The organism is Streptosporangium longisporum (assembly GCF_039534895.1).
GTDB lineage: Bacteria > Actinomycetota > Actinomycetes > Streptosporangiales > Streptosporangiaceae > Streptosporangium > Streptosporangium longisporum.
The window spans coordinates 355009-372818 of sequence record NZ_BAAAWD010000007.1 but is presented as its reverse complement, the minus strand read 5'-3'; the positions used below and the strand labels follow the sequence as shown (position 1 = coordinate 372818).

The 17810-nt window shown below is 69.9% G+C and carries 12 protein-coding genes; 8 read left to right on the top strand and 4 right to left on the bottom strand.

Annotation, left to right across the window (positions count from 1 at the left end; all coding sequences use genetic code 11):
- The first annotated feature begins 1 nt into the window (after nt 1).
- The 6 genes from ABD832_RS14590 to ABD832_RS14565 all read left to right on the top strand — a co-directional run bounded on the left by ABD832_RS14590 (nt 2) and on the right by ABD832_RS14565 (nt 8471).
- Nucleotides 2-850 carry a carbohydrate ABC transporter permease gene (locus ABD832_RS14590; RefSeq protein ID WP_344894380.1) on the top strand — a complete coding sequence of 283 codons (849 nt, stop codon included), beginning with the start codon at nt 2-4 and terminating at the stop codon, nt 848-850.
- A gap of 1 nt (nt 851) precedes the next feature.
- Nucleotides 852-1805, top strand: coding sequence for a family 43 glycosylhydrolase (locus ABD832_RS14585; RefSeq protein ID WP_344894377.1), 954 nt, complete (start codon nt 852-854; stop codon nt 1803-1805).
- A 260-nt stretch (nt 1806-2065) separates the two neighbouring features.
- Complete coding sequence (locus ABD832_RS14580) at nt 2066-4906, top strand: LamG-like jellyroll fold domain-containing protein (protein WP_344894374.1); 2841 nt, start codon at nt 2066-2068, stop codon at nt 4904-4906.
- Between the two features lie 89 nt (nt 4907-4995).
- A complete protein-coding gene (locus ABD832_RS14575) occupies nt 4996-7578 on the top strand; it encodes a GH32 C-terminal domain-containing protein (RefSeq protein ID WP_344894371.1) in 2583 nt (860 codons plus the stop codon).
- A gap of 246 nt (nt 7579-7824) precedes the next feature.
- Nucleotides 7825-8061, top strand: coding sequence for a hypothetical protein (locus ABD832_RS14570; RefSeq protein ID WP_344894368.1), 237 nt, complete (start codon nt 7825-7827; stop codon nt 8059-8061).
- Nucleotides 8061-8471, top strand: coding sequence for a type II toxin-antitoxin system VapC family toxin (locus tag ABD832_RS14565; protein WP_344894365.1), 411 nt, complete (start codon nt 8061-8063; stop codon nt 8469-8471). Before ABD832_RS14570 ends, ABD832_RS14565 begins: the two co-directional genes overlap by 1 nt.
- A gap of 68 nt (nt 8472-8539) precedes the next feature.
- Here the strand turns inward: ABD832_RS14565 and ABD832_RS14560 are convergent, their stop codons facing one another.
- Nucleotides 8540-9451, bottom strand: a complete 912-nt coding sequence (locus ABD832_RS14560) for a coiled-coil domain-containing protein (protein WP_344894361.1) — start codon at nt 9449-9451, stop codon at nt 8540-8542.
- A 351-nt stretch (nt 9452-9802) separates the two neighbouring features.
- Between ABD832_RS14560 and ABD832_RS14555 the strand changes: the two genes are divergently transcribed.
- Nucleotides 9803-11233 carry an aldehyde dehydrogenase gene (locus ABD832_RS14555; RefSeq protein WP_344894358.1) on the top strand — a complete coding sequence of 477 codons (1431 nt, stop codon included), beginning with the start codon at nt 9803-9805 and terminating at the stop codon, nt 11231-11233.
- 236 nt (nt 11234-11469) lie between these two features.
- Here the strand turns inward: ABD832_RS14555 and ABD832_RS14550 are convergent, their stop codons facing one another.
- Genes ABD832_RS14550 through ABD832_RS14540 form a run of 3 tightly spaced genes read right to left on the bottom strand, consistent with a single transcriptional unit; the run spans nt 11470 to nt 15604 of the window.
- Nucleotides 11470-12738, bottom strand: coding sequence for an acetate/propionate family kinase (locus ABD832_RS14550; RefSeq protein WP_344894355.1), 1269 nt, complete (start codon nt 12736-12738; stop codon nt 11470-11472).
- Complete coding sequence (pta, locus tag ABD832_RS14545; RefSeq protein ID WP_344894352.1) at nt 12735-14780, bottom strand: phosphate acetyltransferase; 2046 nt, start codon at nt 14778-14780, stop codon at nt 12735-12737. The genes ABD832_RS14550 and pta overlap by 4 nt, the downstream gene beginning before the upstream one ends.
- Before the next feature lie 44 nt (nt 14781-14824).
- On the bottom strand, nt 14825-15604 hold the full coding sequence (locus tag ABD832_RS14540; protein ID WP_344894349.1) for an alpha/beta hydrolase: 780 nt from the start codon (nt 15602-15604) through the stop codon (nt 14825-14827).
- 209 nt (nt 15605-15813) lie between these two features.
- On the opposite strand from ABD832_RS14540, the gene typA reads away from it, so the two are divergent.
- Nucleotides 15814-17667 (top strand): translational GTPase TypA, encoded by a 1854-nt coding sequence (gene typA / locus ABD832_RS14535; protein ID WP_344894346.1) that lies wholly within the window; start codon nt 15814-15816, stop codon nt 17665-17667.
- Nucleotides 17668-17810: the final 143 nt, after the last annotated feature.

The window sequence follows — 17810 nt, the reverse complement described above, 5'->3', positions numbered from 1 at the left end:
CATGCGCCGCCGTCTCACCTACCTGCCGCTGACGCTGTTCGCACTCGTGTTCTGCCTGCCGATCGTCTTCATGCTCATGTCCTCGCTCAAACCGGACGAGCAGATCTTCGGTGACCTGGAGACCGCGCGGGCGTTCCTGCCGGTCGGCGACATCTCCCTGGACAACTACGCCAAGGTCTTCGACACCGTCCCCGCGGGCCGGTTCATGCTGAACTCGGTGATCGTCACCGCGGGGATCGTCCTGCTCGGCTTCCTGGTGAACAGCCTGGCCGGGTTCGCGCTGGCGCGGCTGCGCTGGCGGTTCGGCCCGCTCGTCCTCACCCTGGTCATCGCCACCCTGGTGCTGCCCTTCGAGACGATCGCGGTGCCGCTGCTGTTCTGGGTGTCGAAACTGCCCTGGCTCACCTCGAACGGGTTCGAGGTCGGCTGGCTCGACACCTACCGCGTGCAGATCGTCCCGTTCATCGCCAACGGATTCTCCATCTTCCTCTTCCGCCAGCATTTCACGTCCATTCCCACCGAACTCGACGAGGCCGCCCGTATCGACGGCTGCAACTGGTGGACCATCTACCGGCGGGTGGCCGTCCCCCTTTCTGGTCCGGTATTCGCCACCGTCGGCCTCCTCACCGCGCTTCCGGCATGGAATTCCTACCTCTGGCCGTTGATGACGGTCCAGGACGAGAAGAAACGCACCGTCCTGATCGGCGTCCAGTACTTCTTCCAGCTCGACATCGCCTGGGGACAGATCATGGCCTACTCCTCCATGATCACGATTCCGGTCCTCATTCTTTTCTTCGCGTTCCAGCGCGCTTTCATGACGAGTATCGCGAGCACCGGGCTGAAAGGCTGACATGACACTGCGTCTGCCCGACCACTGGGTCTGGGACATCTGGCTCGCCGACGACGGCGAGCAGTACCACCTGTTCTTCCTCAGGGCGTCCCGCGCTCTGCACGACCCCGGCCGCCGCCACCACCGGGCCTCGATCGGCCATGCGGTCTCCCGCGACCTGCGCGCCTGGGAACTCCTGCCCGACGCGCTGGTCGCCGCCGACCACGACGACTGGGACGACCTGGCCACCTGGACCGGATCGGTCGTCCGCGGCCCGCAGAAGTGGATGATGTACTACACCGGCGTCTCGCGTGGCGAGAAAGGGCTGATCCAGCGCATCGGGCTGGCCACCTCCGACGACCTCGTCACCTGGCACCGCCATCCCGCCAACCCCGTCGCCGAGGCCGACGCCCGGTGGTACGAGAAACTCGATCTGACCAGTTGGTTCGACGAGGCCTGGCGCGACCCGTGGGTGTTCGCCGACCCCGGCGGGGACGGCTGGCACATGCTCGTCACCGCCCGTGCCGCCACCGGTCCCGCCGACGGCCGCGGCGTCATCGGTCATCTGCGCAGCCACGACATGGTCAGCTGGGAGGCCCGGCCACCGCTCACCGAACCCTCCGGGTTCGGCCACCTGGAAGTCCCCCAGGTCGAGATCGTCGACGGCCGTGCCGTCCTGGTCTTCTCCTGCATGCCCGGCGAGCTCGGCGCCGAGCGCACCGAACGCGCCGGCGGCGTCTGGACGGCCCCCGGCGCGTCCCTGCTCGGCCCCTACGACATCCGCGACCAGGCCCGCCTCGTGCAGGACCGCTCCCTCTACAGCGGCCGGCTGATCCGGGACCGCGACGAGCGGTGGCAGCTGCTCGGCTTCGTCAACCACGGCGACGACGGCTCTTTCGTGGGCGAGGTCTGCGACCCCATCCCCGTCACCTACATTCCCGGACGCGGCCTCGTCGAGGAAGGCACGCACGGCTGACAGACCGTTCCGGGAGGAACGAACTCCCGGCCGCGACGGCACCGATCGCCACAGGGCGATCGGTGCTGTTCTTTTTTAGGCGAGAACTCCCCTTTGCGCAAGAAAAAGCACTCTGAGATGAAAAGAACTATTTTACCGGTACGACACGCCAGGCAATGAGACGGACATCTCTTCCACCCCGGGACGCCATCCCCGTGAAGGCCCCCGCAGGCATGCCCTGACGGTCGGAGTTCCCGCGAAGTCTCCCGAAAGCGAGAAGAATGGTGAGAGCACGAAGAAAAGCCTCCAGGGCCGGAAACGTCCTGACAGGACTACTGCTCGCCCTGGCGCTGGTGACGGTGCCCGACACCCCCGCCCGCGCCGAACCTCCGGCGAAGATCACCAACCCCGATTTCGAGACCGGCGACCTGTCGGGCTGGACGACGACGGGCAACGCGTTCTCGGTGACGGCCGACAGCGGCTGGGGCTGGGGATGTTGCTTCGGCCAGCACGGCACCTCCCACGTGTGGGGGTTCAAGGCCGGCGGGGACGGCGCGACGGGCACCCTCACCTCCTCGGTGTTCCGGCTCGCCGGGAGCGGTCAGGTCGACTTCCTCGTCGGCGGCGGCAACAACGCCGACAACCTGTACGTCGCCCTGGTGAAGGCCTCCGACGGCACCGTCCTGCACAGGGCCACCGGGACCGACAGCGAGACCTACCGCAGAGTGCGCTGGGACGCCTCCGCCCACCTCGGCCAGGACCTGCAGATCAAGGTCGTCGACCAGGCCGGCGGCGGGTGGGGCCACATCAACGTCGACGACATCCGGCTGGACGGCGTCCAGGGCAACGGCCTGACCGCCCACTGGGCCTTCGACCAGGGAGCCGGGACCCTCGCCAAGGACACGGTGACCGGCCGCGACGACCCGATCAACTACGTGTTCACCAACGCCAGGTACAAGCCCTCCTCCGACCCGCTCTGGTACCGGCAGGAGCCGGACGGCAAGGCGCTGTCGAAGGCGCTGCTGTTCGACGGCTACTCCACCTGGGTCACCCGGTCCGGGTTCGCCGCCCCCACCGACGCGATCACCGTCGAGGCCTGGGTCGCACCCCGGGCCTTCGAATGGGGGGACGAGGGCAAGCTGTCGGCCATCGTCAACCAGCAGGACCAGGGTGCGGGCCGCGGCTTCATCCTCGGCGTCGGCCGGCACGGCAAGTGGTCGTTCCAGGCCGCCGTGGGCGGCCAGTGGCAGTCGGTGTGGTCCGCCCCCGACGCCTCGCTGCCCACCAACCGCTGGTCCCACGTCGCCGCGACGTTCAACGCCACCGACCACACCATGAGGCTCTACCTCGACGGCCGCCAGGTCGGCAGCCACACCGCCCCGCCCGGGACGATCACCCCCGACGGCGGCGACCTCCTCATCGGCAGGAACAACCGCGCCGTCATGATCAACGGGACGTTCCCGGCCAACACGTTCGCCGGCCTGATCGACGAGGTGAAGATCCACGACAGGGCCCTGAGCCCCGGCGCCGTGACCACCGCCTACGACGCGGTCCGCACCTCCTACCCCGGGGCGACGGTGCCGAAGCCGGACATGGCGATGAACCGCAACCGGTACGCCGGGGACAGATACCGGCCGCAGTACCACTTCATGCCGCCCGAGCACTGGATGAACGAACCCCACGCACCGCTCTATTACGACGGCCAGTACCACCTGTTCTACCAGCAGAACCAGCACGGCCCCTACTGGCACAACATCGGCTGGGGACACCAGGTCAGCCCCGACATGGTGACCTGGCGGGACCTTCCCCCCGCCCTGGTCCCCACGGCGAACTCGGTCGCACCCGACGGGGTGTGGTCCGGTGACGCCACCACCGACGCCGACGGGAACCCGCTGCTGTACATCACCGCGGGCGACGACAGCGTCCGCCCCAACCAGCGGACCGGCCTCGCCCGCTGCGCGACCCTCCCCTGCCAGCGCGACCTGGTCGACTGGAAGATGGACCCCGCCCCCGTCACCGTCCAGTCGCAGAACCTCGACGTCGGCCCCGGCCGGAAGGTCAGGTTCGGCGAGTTCCGGGACCCGTTCGTCTGGCGCGAGGGCGATACGTGGTTCCAGCTCGTCGCCTCCGGAGTCCAGACCACCGGCGGCGCCGACGTCGGCGGCACCGCGCTGCTCTACACCTCCACCGACCAGACCAACTGGACCTACGCGGGCCCGCTCATGGTCGGCGACATCGCGGCCCACCCCAAGACCGGTCAGGTGTGGGAGCTTCCGGTGTTCCTGCCGATCGGCGGCGGCAAGCACGTCCTCATGATCAACCCGATGTGGTCGGGAGGATCGCCCCACAACGTCAAGTACGTCTGGTACTGGATCGGCGAGTGGAACGCCGCCACCCGCAAGTTCGTCCCGGACTCCACCGTCCCGCGCCTGTTCGACTACGGCGAGCACTTCACCGGTCCCAGCGGGTTCGTCGACGAACAGGGACGCTCGATCGTGTTCAGCATCGCCCAGGACAAGCGGACCGAACAGGGCCACCACGACTCCGGCTGGGCGCACAACGCGGGCCTGCCCCTCCAGGTGAGCCTGCGGCCCGACGGCGACCTGGGTGTCAAGCCGCTGCCGGAACTCACCCGCCTGCACGCCTCGGCCCAGCCACTGGTGACGCTCACCGACGTCACCGATCTGAACGCCGCCAACCAGCAGATCGCGAACGTGCGAGGCGACATGCTCCACATCCAGCTGGAGATGTCGGCCGCCTCGGCGAACCGCTACGGCATCAAGGTCCGCCGCAGCGCGGGCGGTGAGGAGGAGACCCTCTTCTCCTACGACAGGAACGCCGACACCTTCGCCGTGGACCGCACCCGCTCGGGCACCGTCTCCAGCCTGTCCTCCGACCTCGGCGTGCAGAGCGGGCCGGTCACCCTCGACGGCGACGTCCTGAAGGTCGACCTCTACCTCGACAAATCCATGATCGAGGCCTACGTGGGCGGCCACAAGAGCATCACCACCCGGGTCTACCCCGCCCGCGACGACTCCCTCGGACTCGCCCTGTGGGCCGACGGCGGAGCCACGATCAGGTCCCTCAAGGTGTGGCCGATGAAGTCCGCCTACACCGGCTGATCCACACGGCAGGCGCGGGGGCGAACCGTCCCCGCGCCTGCCCGGCCATCCCTTCCCCACCCCACCCGTCACACGCCAGGAATCCCCACATGATCCTTCACCCCCGACGCGCGGCCACGGCCTCCGCGATCATCGCCGGCGTCCTCGTCGCCGGACCGGCGACCTACGCCGTCGCCCACGGCGGACACAGCGGACACGGCGGACACGACCGGCCGCCCCGCTACGACCAGCCCCACCGCCCCCGGCTGCACTACAGCCCCGCCAAGAACTGGATGAACGACCCCAACGGCCTCGTCCACCACAACGGCGAATACCACCTCTTCTACCAGTACAACCCCCAAGGCGACGTCTGGGGGAACATCTCCTGGGGCCACGCCGTCAGCACCGACCTCGTCCACTGGAAGGAACTCGGCGTCGCCATCCCCGCGACCGACGACGAAAAGATCTTCTCCGGCAGCGTCGTCGTCGACAGGAAGAACACGGCCGGCTTCGGCAGGTCGGCCATGGTCGCGATCTACACCGGCTGGAACCCCACCACCGGCGTCCAGTCCCAGTCCCTGGCCCACAGCACCGACAACGGCCGCACCTGGACCAAGTACGACGGCAACCCCGTCATCGACCTCGCCTCCAAGGACTTCCGCGACCCCAAGGTCTTCTGGTACGCCAAGGGCGGCCACTGGGTCATGTCCGTCGCCATGGCCGCCGAACAGAAGATCCGCTTCTACCGCTCCGCGAACCTGAAGTCCTGGACCGAACTCAGCGACTTCGGCCCCGCCAACGCCACCGGCGGCGCCTGGGAATGCCCCGACCTGTTCCAGGTCCCCGTCGAAGGACGACCGGGTGCCAAGAAGTGGGTCCTGGCCGTCAGCGTCGGCGCCGGTGCCATCGCCGGCGGATCGGGCGTCCAGTACTTCGTCGGCGACTTCGACGGCACCACCTTCACCGCCGACAACCTCGTGACCGGCGACCCCCCGCCCGCGGGACGGGTCTTCGCCGACTTCGAGAACGGCTACGACGGCTGGACGGTCCGCAACGACCCGGGCCACCTGCCGGGCCCCTTCGGAGACGCACCCGCCCCCGGAACCCTGCCCGGCCAGAACACGGTCTCCGGCTACCAGGGCGCCGCGCTGGTGAACGGCTTCGTCGGCGGCGACGCCCCTCAGGGCAGCATGACCTCCCGGCCGTTCACCATCGACCAGGGCTACATCAACCTCCTCGTGGGCGGCGGGCGTCACCCCCACCGGGAGGGCACCGGCGACGGCACCGCACCCGCGGGCGACACGATCGCCGACTTCGAGTTCCCCGACGACACCACCTACGAAGAGCGGGGATGGACCGCGACCGGCGGGCTGGCCGGCCGGAAACCCGCCCGCGGCAGCCTGCCCGGCCAGTCACCCGTCATCGGTTACCAGGGTGACCGGCTCGCCAGCACCTTCTACGACGTGGACACCACCACCGGCACCCTCACCTCACCGGAGTTCACGCTCACCAGGAACCACCTCAACCTCCTGGTCGGCGGCGGGAACCATCCCTGGGGATCGGCCGCACCGACCGCCGTCAACCTCCTTGTCGACGGACAGGTCGTCAAGACCGCCACCGGGGCCGACTCCGAGACCCTCAACTGGACCTCCTGGGACGTCTCCTCCCTCACCGGGAAGAAGGCCCGGATCCAGATCGTCGACGAGAACCCCGGCGGCTGGGGCCACCTCATGGTCGACCAGGTGACGGCCTCCGACCGGCCGGTCCTGCCCCGCGCCACCGAGACCGCCGTCAACCTGCTCGTGGACGGGAAGGTCGTGCGCACCGCCACCGGCGAGGACTCCGAAAGCCTCGACTGGGCCTCCTGGGACGTCCGCGACCTCGCGGGCAGGACCGCGACGATCCAGGTCAACGACCTCAACTCCGGCGGCTGGGGCCACATCAACCTCGACCACATCATGTTCTCCGACAGACCCGCCCTCAGCAGCAGGAACCGCTACTCCTGGGCCGACTACGGCAAGGACTTCTACGCCGCGATCACCTTCGACGGCGCCCCCGGCCGCGAACCGGTCTGGCTCGGCTGGATGAACAACTGGGAGTACGCCCAGACCGTCCCCACCGCCCCCTGGCGCGGTGCGCAGAGCCTGCCCCGCACCCTCACCCTGCGAAAGGTCGACGGCAGGCTCCACCTCGTGCAGCGGCCCGTCCGCGAACTGCGCTCCCTGCGCACCGGTCCCGTCCGGGTCGTCCGCAACCGCACCGTCACCGACGCCACGGCCCACCTGCCCGTCACCGGCACCACGATGGAGATCGACGCCGAGTTCGCCCTCGGCACCGCCGACCGCTTCGGCCTCGTCGTCCGCGCCGACGGCGACAAGGAGGGCACCCGGATCGGCTACGACCGCTCCACCGGACGGCTCTACGTCGACCGCACCGCCTCCGGCGACAACAGTGCGGGCCCGACCTTCCCGGGCGTCCATGCCGGACCCGTGCAGACCCGCGACGGAAAGGTGAGTTTCACCCTCTACCTCGACGACTCCTCCGTCGAGGTGTTCGGCGCGGACGGCCGGACCACCATCACCGACCAGATCTTCCCCGGACCCGCCGCCACCGGAATGAAGATCTTCGCCGACAACGGCACGGCCACCCTCCTGTCCCTCAAGGCCTGGCCCCTCAGGTCGATCTGGCACTGATCCCGCCCCGGGACCGCACGGTTCACCGGCTCTGCTCATCGGCTCTGCCGCGGATCCGGTGACGACGGACGATCCCGCCGTGTCACGGGTGAGTCATGGGCGATGCCGGCCGGCTCGTGAGCCTGGCGTTCTCCGGGCCGGCCCCCGCCCCGCAGCGGACCTGACACAGTCCACCGGCCACGAGGCAACGGGCTCGAAGACCTCTCCGGCCACTGATGATCTTCGGGTCGGCGTAAACTCGGCGGTATGAGTGCGGCACCCGAAGAGTACGACGACCTGCACCGCCTGGTCGACCGCTTGACACTGGATCAGGCCCGCGCCTTGCGTGCCGTCGCTCTGCAACTCGTCGAGAACGAATCCGCCCCCGTCGCCGAAGCACCGACTCGGCGGCGTCGGTTGTCGTTCGCCGGAATCATCGCCGACGAGCCGGACAGTGCTCAGCGCTCGGAAGAGATCCTTCTCGACAGGTTCCGGACCGGCTAGTGCTCATCTGTGACACCGGTCCCCTGTACGCGGCGATGAACCGGAAGGATCAGGATCACGACCGCTGCCTTGATCTCCTCGAAACCCATCCGGGACCGCTGATCCTGCCCGGACCGGTGCTGGCGGAAGTCTGCTGGCTGCTGGAGTCACGGATAGGACCGGCCGCGGAGGCCGACTTCCTTCAGTCCATCGTGGACGGCGAGTTGGTCATGGAGCCACTGACCACCGTTGACATCGCCAGGATGAAGGCTCTGGTCGTGAAGTACGCGAACTTCCCTCTGGGGGCGGTGGACGCCTCCGTGATCGCGGTCGCGGAAAGACTGGGCGTCCGGGAAATCGCCACCATCGACCACCGCCACTTCGGAGCGGTGCGAAACGTGCAAGGCGGGCACTTCACACTGCTGCCGTAAGCCGGTACAGGATTCATGACGCCGTACCTCACCGTCGATGGGACCACGTTCGCGGTCCCATCGACGGCTCAGAACATCGAGATGTGCACATGGTCGATGTGGTTGGCGGTGTTGCCGCCGCGGTTGGACATCATCCTCCAGCCGGCGCCGGTGCGGACGTCGTAGTAGCGCTGCTGCCAGATGATGTACATGACCCCGTACTTCTGGCCGTTGTCGATGGCCCACTGGGCGAGGCGGTTGCCGCGGTCCAGGGCGTCGGGGGTGGGGACGCGGCCGCCGGTGCTCATCATGAAGTCGCAGGCCCGGCCGCTGCCGTGGTCGCCTGGGTCTCCCGGGCGCAGGCAGCCGTAGCCGTAGGGCATGGGGAAGTTCTGCAGCACCGTGTTGCGCATGGTGATCGTGCGGGGGGTCAGGCCGCCGCTGCCCGAGGGGGTCTGGAAGCCGTACTTGGCCAGCAGTCTCTCGATCCTGATCCGCTGGCTCTTGAGGTCGGCGATGTCCTTCTTGAGCTTGACGATCTTCGCGTCGGCGGCCTTCTCGGCCGCCCTGGCCTTCCTGATGAGCTCCTTGACCCGGTTGAGCTGGGTGGTACGGCGGCTGGCGAGGTAGGACATGGTCGCGGCCTGGCTCAGGGCCGTGCCGGCGTCGCCCTGCAGGCTCAGCAGGGTGCCGTCGCCCAGGGCGGCGCCCATGTAGCTAGTCTGGGCGAAGCGGACGACGTCGATCTCTGCGTCGGCCAGGGCCCGTTTGAGGCTCTTGGCGTTGGAGGTGGCCTTGCTGGCCTGGACCCGGGTCTCCTCCAGGCTCTGCACCTGGCCGCGGTAGTCCTTGTTGATCTGCGCGGCCTCCTTGGTGAGCTTCCTGAGCTCGACCTCGGGGTTGGGCCGCGCGGCACGGCCGGGGGCGGCGTCCGCCGCGACCGGCACCAGGAGCAGCGCGGCGAGCATGGCGGCCAGCGCGACCGGGCGGGTCGGCCTCACGCTTCGCTCACCTCCAGAGCCCCTCGCGGACGGAGCGAAACTATAGGAGACGATCTTGAAGCTCGCCACCGGAACGGAGGAAGTCGCACACCATTGACGAACTATCTACCACTTTAAGGTGATTTGGCCAAAATCAACGGAGATAACACGCTTCACTGGGGTTAATCCTCGCACAACGCGTCCCACCGCGCCCACGGATCCGGCCTCCCACCTCTTGCCACCGGCGACAGAACATGATTCGGTCTGAAGGGGCCGGAGGCCTTGTGGCCTCCCTTCCGGCGGATGACACTTGTCCAAGCAAGCATTCGCTCAAATTTTGACTCTGGCCCGCCCACCAGGAGGCAACACATCATGCGCCAGCACGACACGCTCTTCATCGGGGGCGACTGGGTGGCCCCGGCCGGGACCGGCACCATCGACGTCGTCTCCCCGCACACCGAGGAGATCATCGGCCGGGTGCCCGACGGCACCCCCGCCGACATGGACCGGGCGGTGGCCGCCGCCCGTCAGGCGTTCGACCACGGCCCGTGGCCCAGGATGACGATGGCCGAGCGCGCCGCCGTCGTGGGCAGGCTCGCCGAGATCTACGCGACCCGCCAGGGCGAGATGGCGGAGATCATCACCGAGGAGATGGGCTCGCCGATCACCTTCTCGCAGATGGCACAGGCCCCCCAGCCGCTGGGCATGCTCCAGTACTACGCCCAGCTCGGCGCGACCTTCCCCGTCGAGGAGGAGCGCCCCGGCACGTTCGGCACGGTGACCGTGCGGCGCGAGCCGGTGGGCGTGGTCGCCGCGGTGGTCCCGTGGAACGTGCCGCAGTTCGTCATCATGATCAAGCTGGCCCCCGCCCTGGTCGCGGGCTGCACGATCGTGGTCAAGCCCGCCCCCGAGACCCCGCTCGACTCCTACCTGCTGGCCGAGATGATCAAGGAGGCCGGCATCCCCGACGGAGTCGTCAACATCGTCGCGGCCGGTCGCGAGGCGGGCGAGCACCTGGTCTCCCACCCCGGGGTGGACAAGGTGGCCTTCACCGGCTCCACCGCCGCCGGGCGCCGGATCGCGTCGATCTGCGGCGAGCAGCTCAAGCGCTGCACCCTGGAGCTGGGCGGCAAGTCCGCGGCGATCATCCTCGACGACTGCGACCTGCCCTCGGCGATGGGCTTCCTGTCGATCGCCACGCTGATGAACAACGGCCAGGCCTGCGTCGCCCAGACCCGCATCCTGGCCTCGCGCGACCGCTACGACGAGGTCGTGGACGCGGTCGCGTCGATGGTGCGCGGCATGCAGGTCGGCGACCCGTCCGACCCGGCGACCGGCATCGGCCCGCTGGTGGCCAGGCGCCAGCAGGAGCGGGTCGAGGGCTACATCAGGATCGGCATCGACGAGGGCGCCAAGCCGGTCGTCGGCGGGCTGGACCGGCCGCACGACCGCGGCTGGTACGTGGCCCCGACCGTCTTCGCCGGCGCCACCAACGAGATGCGCATCGCCCGCGAGGAGATCTTCGGCCCGGTCCTGACGGTCATCCCGTACGAGGACGAGGCCGACGCGGTCCGGATCGCCAACGACAGCGACTACGGCCTGGCCGGGACGGTGTGGACCGCCGACACCCAGCACGGCCTGGACATCGCCCGCCAGGTGCGCGCGGGCACCTACGGCGTCAACCTCTACATGATCGAGAACAGCTCGCCGTTCGGCGGCTTCAAGAGCAGCGGCCTGGGCCGCGAGCTGGGCCCCGAGGGGCTCGCCGCCTACCTGGAGTACAAGTCGATCGCCCACATGTGACGCCGGTCGCGGCGCCTCACCTCCGGGGGCCGGGCCGGAGCGCCCCTCGCCCCGTCCCCCGGAGCCTCCTCGCGCCGCGGGGACACCGGCCGGACGGGCGATCCTGCACGCCCCCGCGACGCTGGGCGACCGTCCGGTCACACGAAGTATGCCCCATGACGAGGGCCGAACACTGGTTCCTGCCTGGCCGGCTTCTCCTGAGGGGTTTCATCCGTCCACTGTGGGTGGAGGTACTTTCACCCGGCGTGGTGGGAGATGACCGACAGTGTCTGCCGGGCGATCTCGTACTCCTCGTCCGTGGGGATCACCGCGACCTTCACCCGGGAGCCTTCGGGTGAGACGACGGTGTCGCCCCGCGCGTTGCGGGCCGGGTCCACCGCGATGCCCAGCGCCTCCAGGCCCTCCAGGGCCCTCGCCCTGATCGGCGCGGAGTTCTCCCCGACGCCGCCGGTGAACGCGATGACGTCGACCGTGCCCAGGACCGCGTAGTAGGCGCCGACGTACTTGCGCAGGCGGTGGCAGTAGACCGACACGGCCAGCTCGGCGTCCTCGTCCCCGGCCTCCACCCGCTCGGTCACGGAGCGCATGTCGTTGTCCCCGCACAGGCCGAGCATGCCGCTGCGCCGGTTGAGCAGCTCGTCGATCTCGTCGAGGGACATGCCCCCGGTGCGGGCCAGGTACAACACGGCCGCCGGGTCCAGGTCACCGCTGCGGGTGCCCATCACCAGCCCCTCCAGCGGCGTCATGCCCATGGAGGTGTCCACGCACCGCCCGGCCGAGACCGCCGAGGCACTGGCCCCGTTGCCCAGGTGCAGCACGATCACGCGTGCGTCCGGGTCGCCCGCCAGGCGCGTGGCCTCGCGGGAGACGTACGCGTGCGAGGTCCCGTGGAAGCCGTAGCGCCGCACGCCCAGCCGTGCGGCCAGCTCGCGGTCGATCGCGTACGTCGAGGCGGCCGGGGGGATCGTCGCGTGGAAGGCGGTGTCGAAGACCGCGACCTGCGGCAGGTCGGGACGCAGGCGCCGGGTGACCTCGATGCCGGCCAGGTTGGCCGGGTTGTGCAGGGGGGCGAGCGGGACGAGCTCCCGGATCCCGGCGACCACCTCGTCGGTGATCGGGGTGGGTTCGGTGAAGGCCGTGCCGCCGTGCACCACCCGGTGCCCGATCGCGGTCAGCTCCGGGGAGTCGAGCCCCAGCCCCTCGCCGGCGAGCCGGTCGGCGACGCTCTCCAGGGCCGCCCGGTGGTCGGGCACGGGCGAGCCGTCCTCGCCGATCCGCTCCACCGTCCCGGACGCCAGCCGCTCGGTGCCCTCCAGGAGCCGGTACTTCACCGACGACGAGCCCGAGTTGAGGACGAGCACCCGCCCGGGACCGCCCTCCCGTTCCCGCCCACCGCCGTCCCCGCCGTCGTGACCGTCACGGTCCCGGCCGGTGCGGTCCCGGCCGTCGCGGTTTCCGCCGGTACGGTCCTCGCCGGTGCGCTCCCGGCCGGCGTGATCGCTCATGGGGTGACCTCCTGTGCCTGGACGGCGGTGATGGCGACGGTGCTCACGATGTCGGTGACCAGGGCACCGCGCGACAGGTCGTTGACCGGCCTGCGCAGGCCCTGCAGGACGGGGCCGACGGCCACCGCCCCGGCCGAGCGCTGCACGGCCTTGTAGGTGTTGTTGCCGGTGTTCAGGTCCGGGAAGATCAGCACGGTCGCCTTTCCCGCGACCCGCGAGCCGGGCAGCTTCGCCGCGGCCACCCGGGCGTCCACCGCGGCGTCGTACTGGATGGGCCCCTCGACCAGCAGGTCCGGCGCGCGCTCGGCGACCAGGGCGGTGGCGGCGCGGACCTTGTCGACCTCGGCCCCCCTGCCGGACTCGCCGGTGGAGTACGACAGCATCGCGATCGCGGGCTCGACGCCGAACCGCCTGGCCGTGCGGGCCGAGGAGATCGCGATGTCGGCCAGCTGCTCGGCGTCCGGATCGGGGTTGATCGCGCAGTCGCCGTAGACGAGCACCCGGTCGGCCAGGCACATGAAGAACACCGAGGAGACGATCGAGGTGTCCGGGACCGTCCTGATGATCTGGAAGGCGGGCAGGATCGTGGCGGCCGTGGTGTGCGCGGCCCCGGAGACCATGCCGTGCACCAGGCCCCGGTGCAGCATCATCGTGCCGAAGAAGTTCACGTCGGCGACCACGTCCATGGCCCGCTCGGGGGTGACGCCCTTATGCGCGCGCAGCTCGGCGTACTCGCGGGCGAACGACTCCCGCAGCGGGGAGGTCATCGGGTCGGCGACGGTCACGCCCGACAGGTCCAGGCCGAGGTCGCCGATCCGCCGCCGCACCACGTCCTCGCGGCCCAGCAGGGTGATGTCGACGATGCCGCGCCGCAGCAGGATGTCCGCGGCCCGCAGGATGCGGTCCTCCTCGCCCTCGGGCAGCACGATGTGCCGGCGGTCGGCGCGGGCCCGCTCCAGCAGGGTGTGCTCGAACATCATCGGGGTGACCCGTTGCGAGCGGGTCAGCTCGATCCGGTCGGCCAGGGCCGCGGCGTCCACGTGGGCCTCGAAGTGCCCCAGTGCGGTCTCGATCTTGCGGGGGTTGTCGGCGGTCAGCCGTCCCTCCAGACCGGCCAGGGTGGTCGCGACCGTGAAGCTGTCCGCCTCGGCCGCGAGCACGGGCACGCCGGGCGCCAGGCGGGCCGTGAGGGCCCGTACCGCCTCGGTGGGCCTCTCCCCCACCGTGAGGACCACCCCGGCCGGTCGCGCCGTCCCGGCCGCCTCCACGGCCAGCGAGGCCAGCAGCAGGTCGGCGCGGTCACCCGGGGTGATCACCAGCGCGCCGTCGGTCAGGTGCTCCAGGAAGACCGGCAGGGTGGCCCCGCCGAAGACGAAGCCGAGCACGTCGCGCAGCAACCCGTCCTCGTCGCCCTGGATCGTCTCCGCGTCCACGGCCTGCGCGACCTGCCCGACGGTCGGCGCCGAGAGCGAGGGGCGCTCGGGGATCGTGTAGCAGGGCACCGGCAGGTCGCACTCGATGACCGTGCCCTCGGGCACCCGGTTGGCGATCACCGCAAGCACCGTGCAGCCGAGGTCGGAGAAGACCTGGTGGCCGGTGCGCATCTCGGTGGCGATCCCCTCGGCGCCGTCGCCGTGCGCGCCCACCACCACGATCACCGGGGCGCCGAACTCGGCGGCCAGGCGGGCGTTGAAGGCCAGCTCGCGCGGGAGGTCGTCGGTGTCGAAGGAGCTGCCCAGCACCAGCAGCGCGTCACACTCGCGCTCCAGGGTGTGGAAGCGGGCGACCAGGGCGCCGATGAGCTCCTCGGCGCCCTTCTCGGCGTAGATCTCCGCGGCCTCCTCGGCGGTCACCCCGGTCGCCGAGGCCGCGAGACGGTACCGGCTCCGGAGCAGCTCCAGGGTGCGGTCCTCGCCGCCCCCGGTGATCGGGCGGAACACCCCGATGCGGTCTGCCCGCCGGGTGAGCAGCTCCATCAGGCCGAGGTCGACGATCTGCCGCCCGTCCCCCGGCCCCAGACCCGCCACGTAGATGCTCCGCATGAACCCTCTTCTCCGCGCGCCGTCACGTCCCGCCCCGCCGTTCGTCAAGAGGAGTAAACACCGTCCTGGGGACGGGACCGGGCGGCGGCCCAGGCGCCGACGCGGCGGACCAGATCGGGGGTCGCTGCGCTCTCGGCGTGACCGTACCCGGGCTCGATCCACAGCTGCGCGGTCCCGCCCGCGGCGTCGTGGAGCTGGTGGGCGTGCTCCAGCGGGAAGAACCCGTCCGCGTCGCCGTGCACGATGAGCAGCGGCACCGGTGGGATCTTCGCGACCGCCTCGTACGGCGCCAGCGGCAGCGGGTCCCACACCCCCTTCATGATCCGGGTGCGCTTGCCCAGCCGCGCGGCCAGCCGCCCCACCGGCCGTTCGATCGCCCAGTGCACCTGGCGCATCGGCCGGGTCCCCCGGTAGTACCACCGCGCGGGCGCGCTCACCGACACCACCGCGTCCACCCCGCCGACGATCCCGGCGTGCCGCAGGACCACCGCCCCGCCCATGGAGAACCCGACCGTGACCACCCTGCGGTACCCGATCGTCCTGGCGTGCCGCACCGCCGCCTCCACGTCCCAGATCTCCAGGTCGCCCACGGTCGACCTGCCGGCCGAGCGGCCGTGCCCGCGGAAGTCGAACGCCACCACCCCGCCGAACCCGCTGAGCACATGGGCGATCCCGCGGTTGGAGCGCTCCCTGAGCGAGCCGGTGAAGCCGTGGGCGAGCACGATCCCGAGATCGCCCGCCCCGCGCGAGGGGGTGTGCGCGGCGTCGATCCGCAGGTCGTCGCGGGTTCTGAGCGTCACCGGGAAGGAGGGCGCGAGTGGCATGCGTCCGAGCTTAGGAGAGATACGGCCCGGGGGATTCACGGCTCCCCGGGGGTGAAAAAGGGCTGTCCGGAGGGCGAAAAAGGGGACGAGGGGGGTGAATTGGCGCACTTCATGTCCCGAAGACGTGAGAGCGATTGTCCGGATCAACTAAAATGAGAGGGCCGCACGGTCCGCGGCCAGCCTCCACGATCACAGAGTGAGACTCCATCATGCCTTTGAACAGCCGCGACGACCTGCGGAACATCGCGATCATCGCGCACGTCGACCACGGCAAGACCACTCTCGTGGATGCCATGCTCTGGCAGTCCGGCGCGTTCCGTGTCAACCAGGACGTTGACGACCGTGTCATGGACTCCAACGACCTCGAGCGCGAGAAGGGCATCACCATTCTCGCGAAGAACACCGCCGTCAAGCACGGCGGCATGACGCTCAACATCATCGACACCCCCGGTCACGCCGACTTCGGCGGCGAGGTCGAGCGCGGCCTGTCCATGGTCGACGGCGTGGTGCTGCTCGTCGACGCCTCCGAGGGCCCGCTCCCGCAGACGCGGTTCGTGCTCCGCAAGGCGTTCGCCGCGAAGATGCCGGTCATCCTCTGCATCAACAAGGTCGACCGCCCCGACGCCCGGATCAAGGAGGTCGTGGACGAGGTCTACGAGCTCTTCATCGACCTGGACGCCACCGAGGAGCAGATCGACTTCCCGATCGTCTACGCCTCGGCCAAGGCCGGCCGCGCCTCGATCAACCGCCCCGACGACGGCGGCATGCCGGACTCCGAAGACCTGGAGCCCCTGTTCGAGGTCATCAAGAACACGATCCCGGCCCCGGTGTACGACCCCGAGGCCCCGTTCCAGGCGCACGTCACCAACCTGGACGCCTCGTCCTACCTGGGCCGGATCGCGCTCTGCCGCATCCACCAGGGCACCATCAAGAAGGGCCAGCAGGTCGCCTGGTGCCGCACCGACGGCTCCATCCAGAGGGTGAAGATCACCGAGCTGCTGATGACCGACGCGCTGGAGCGCAAGCCCGCCGAGGAGGCGGGCCCCGGTGACATCATCGCGATCGCCGGCATCCCGGAGATCATGATCGGTGAGACCCTCGCCGACCCCGAGGACCCGCGCCCGCTGCCCCTGATCACGGTCGACGAGCCCGCGATCTCCATGACCGTCGGCACCAACACCTCGCCGCTGGTCGGCCGGGTCAAGGGTTCCAAGGTCACCGCCCGCATGGTCAAGGACCGGCTCGACAAGGAGCTCGTCGGCAACGTGTCGCTGCGGGTCCTGCCGACCGACCGTCCCGACGCCTGGGAGGTCCAGGGCCGCGGTGAGCTGGCGCTGGCCATCCTGGTCGAGCAGATGCGCCGCGAGGGGTACGAGCTGACCGTCGGCAAGCCGCAGGTGGTCACCAAGGTCATCGACGGCAAGGTGCACGAGCCGGTCGAGCGGGTGACCATCGACTGCCCCGAGGAGTACCTGGGCGCGATCACCCAGCTGCTGGCCGTCCGCAAGGGCCGCATGGAGCACATGACCAACCACGGCACCGGCTGGATCCGGATGGAGTTCGTGGTCCCGGCCCGGGGCCTGATCGGCTTCCGTACCGAGTTCCTCACCGAGACCCGCGGCACCGGCATCGTCAACCACGTCTTCGAGGACTACGAGCCCTGGTTCGGCGAGCTGCGCACCCGTAACAACGGCTCGCTGGTGGCCGACCGGCCGGGTCCGGTGACCCCGTTCGCCATGCTGAACCTGCAGGAGCGCGGCGTCCTGTTCGTCCAGCCGACCACCGAGGTGTACGAGGGCATGATCGTCGGCGAGAACTCCCGCGCCGACGACATGGATGTGAACATCACCAAGGAGAAGAAGCTCACGAACATGCGCTCCTCGACGAGCGACACGACGGAGACGCTCATCCCGCCGCGCCAGCTCTCGCTGGAGCAGGCGCTGGAGTTCATCCGCGAGGACGAGTGCGTGGAGATCACCCCGGAGAACGTCCGCATCCGCAAGGTCGTCCTCGAGGCGACGACCCGCGCCCGGACCACCGCCCGCGCCAAGCGGTCCAACTGACCGGACGGACCCGGTGGCCGGCGGACCGGCCTCCCCTACGACGACACGGCGCCGTCCCCTCCTCGGGGCGGCGCCTTCGCCGTCCCGCCCCCCTGTTCCCCGGCGTGTACCCCGGTCACCGGGACGGTGGGCCCGCCGTCTGA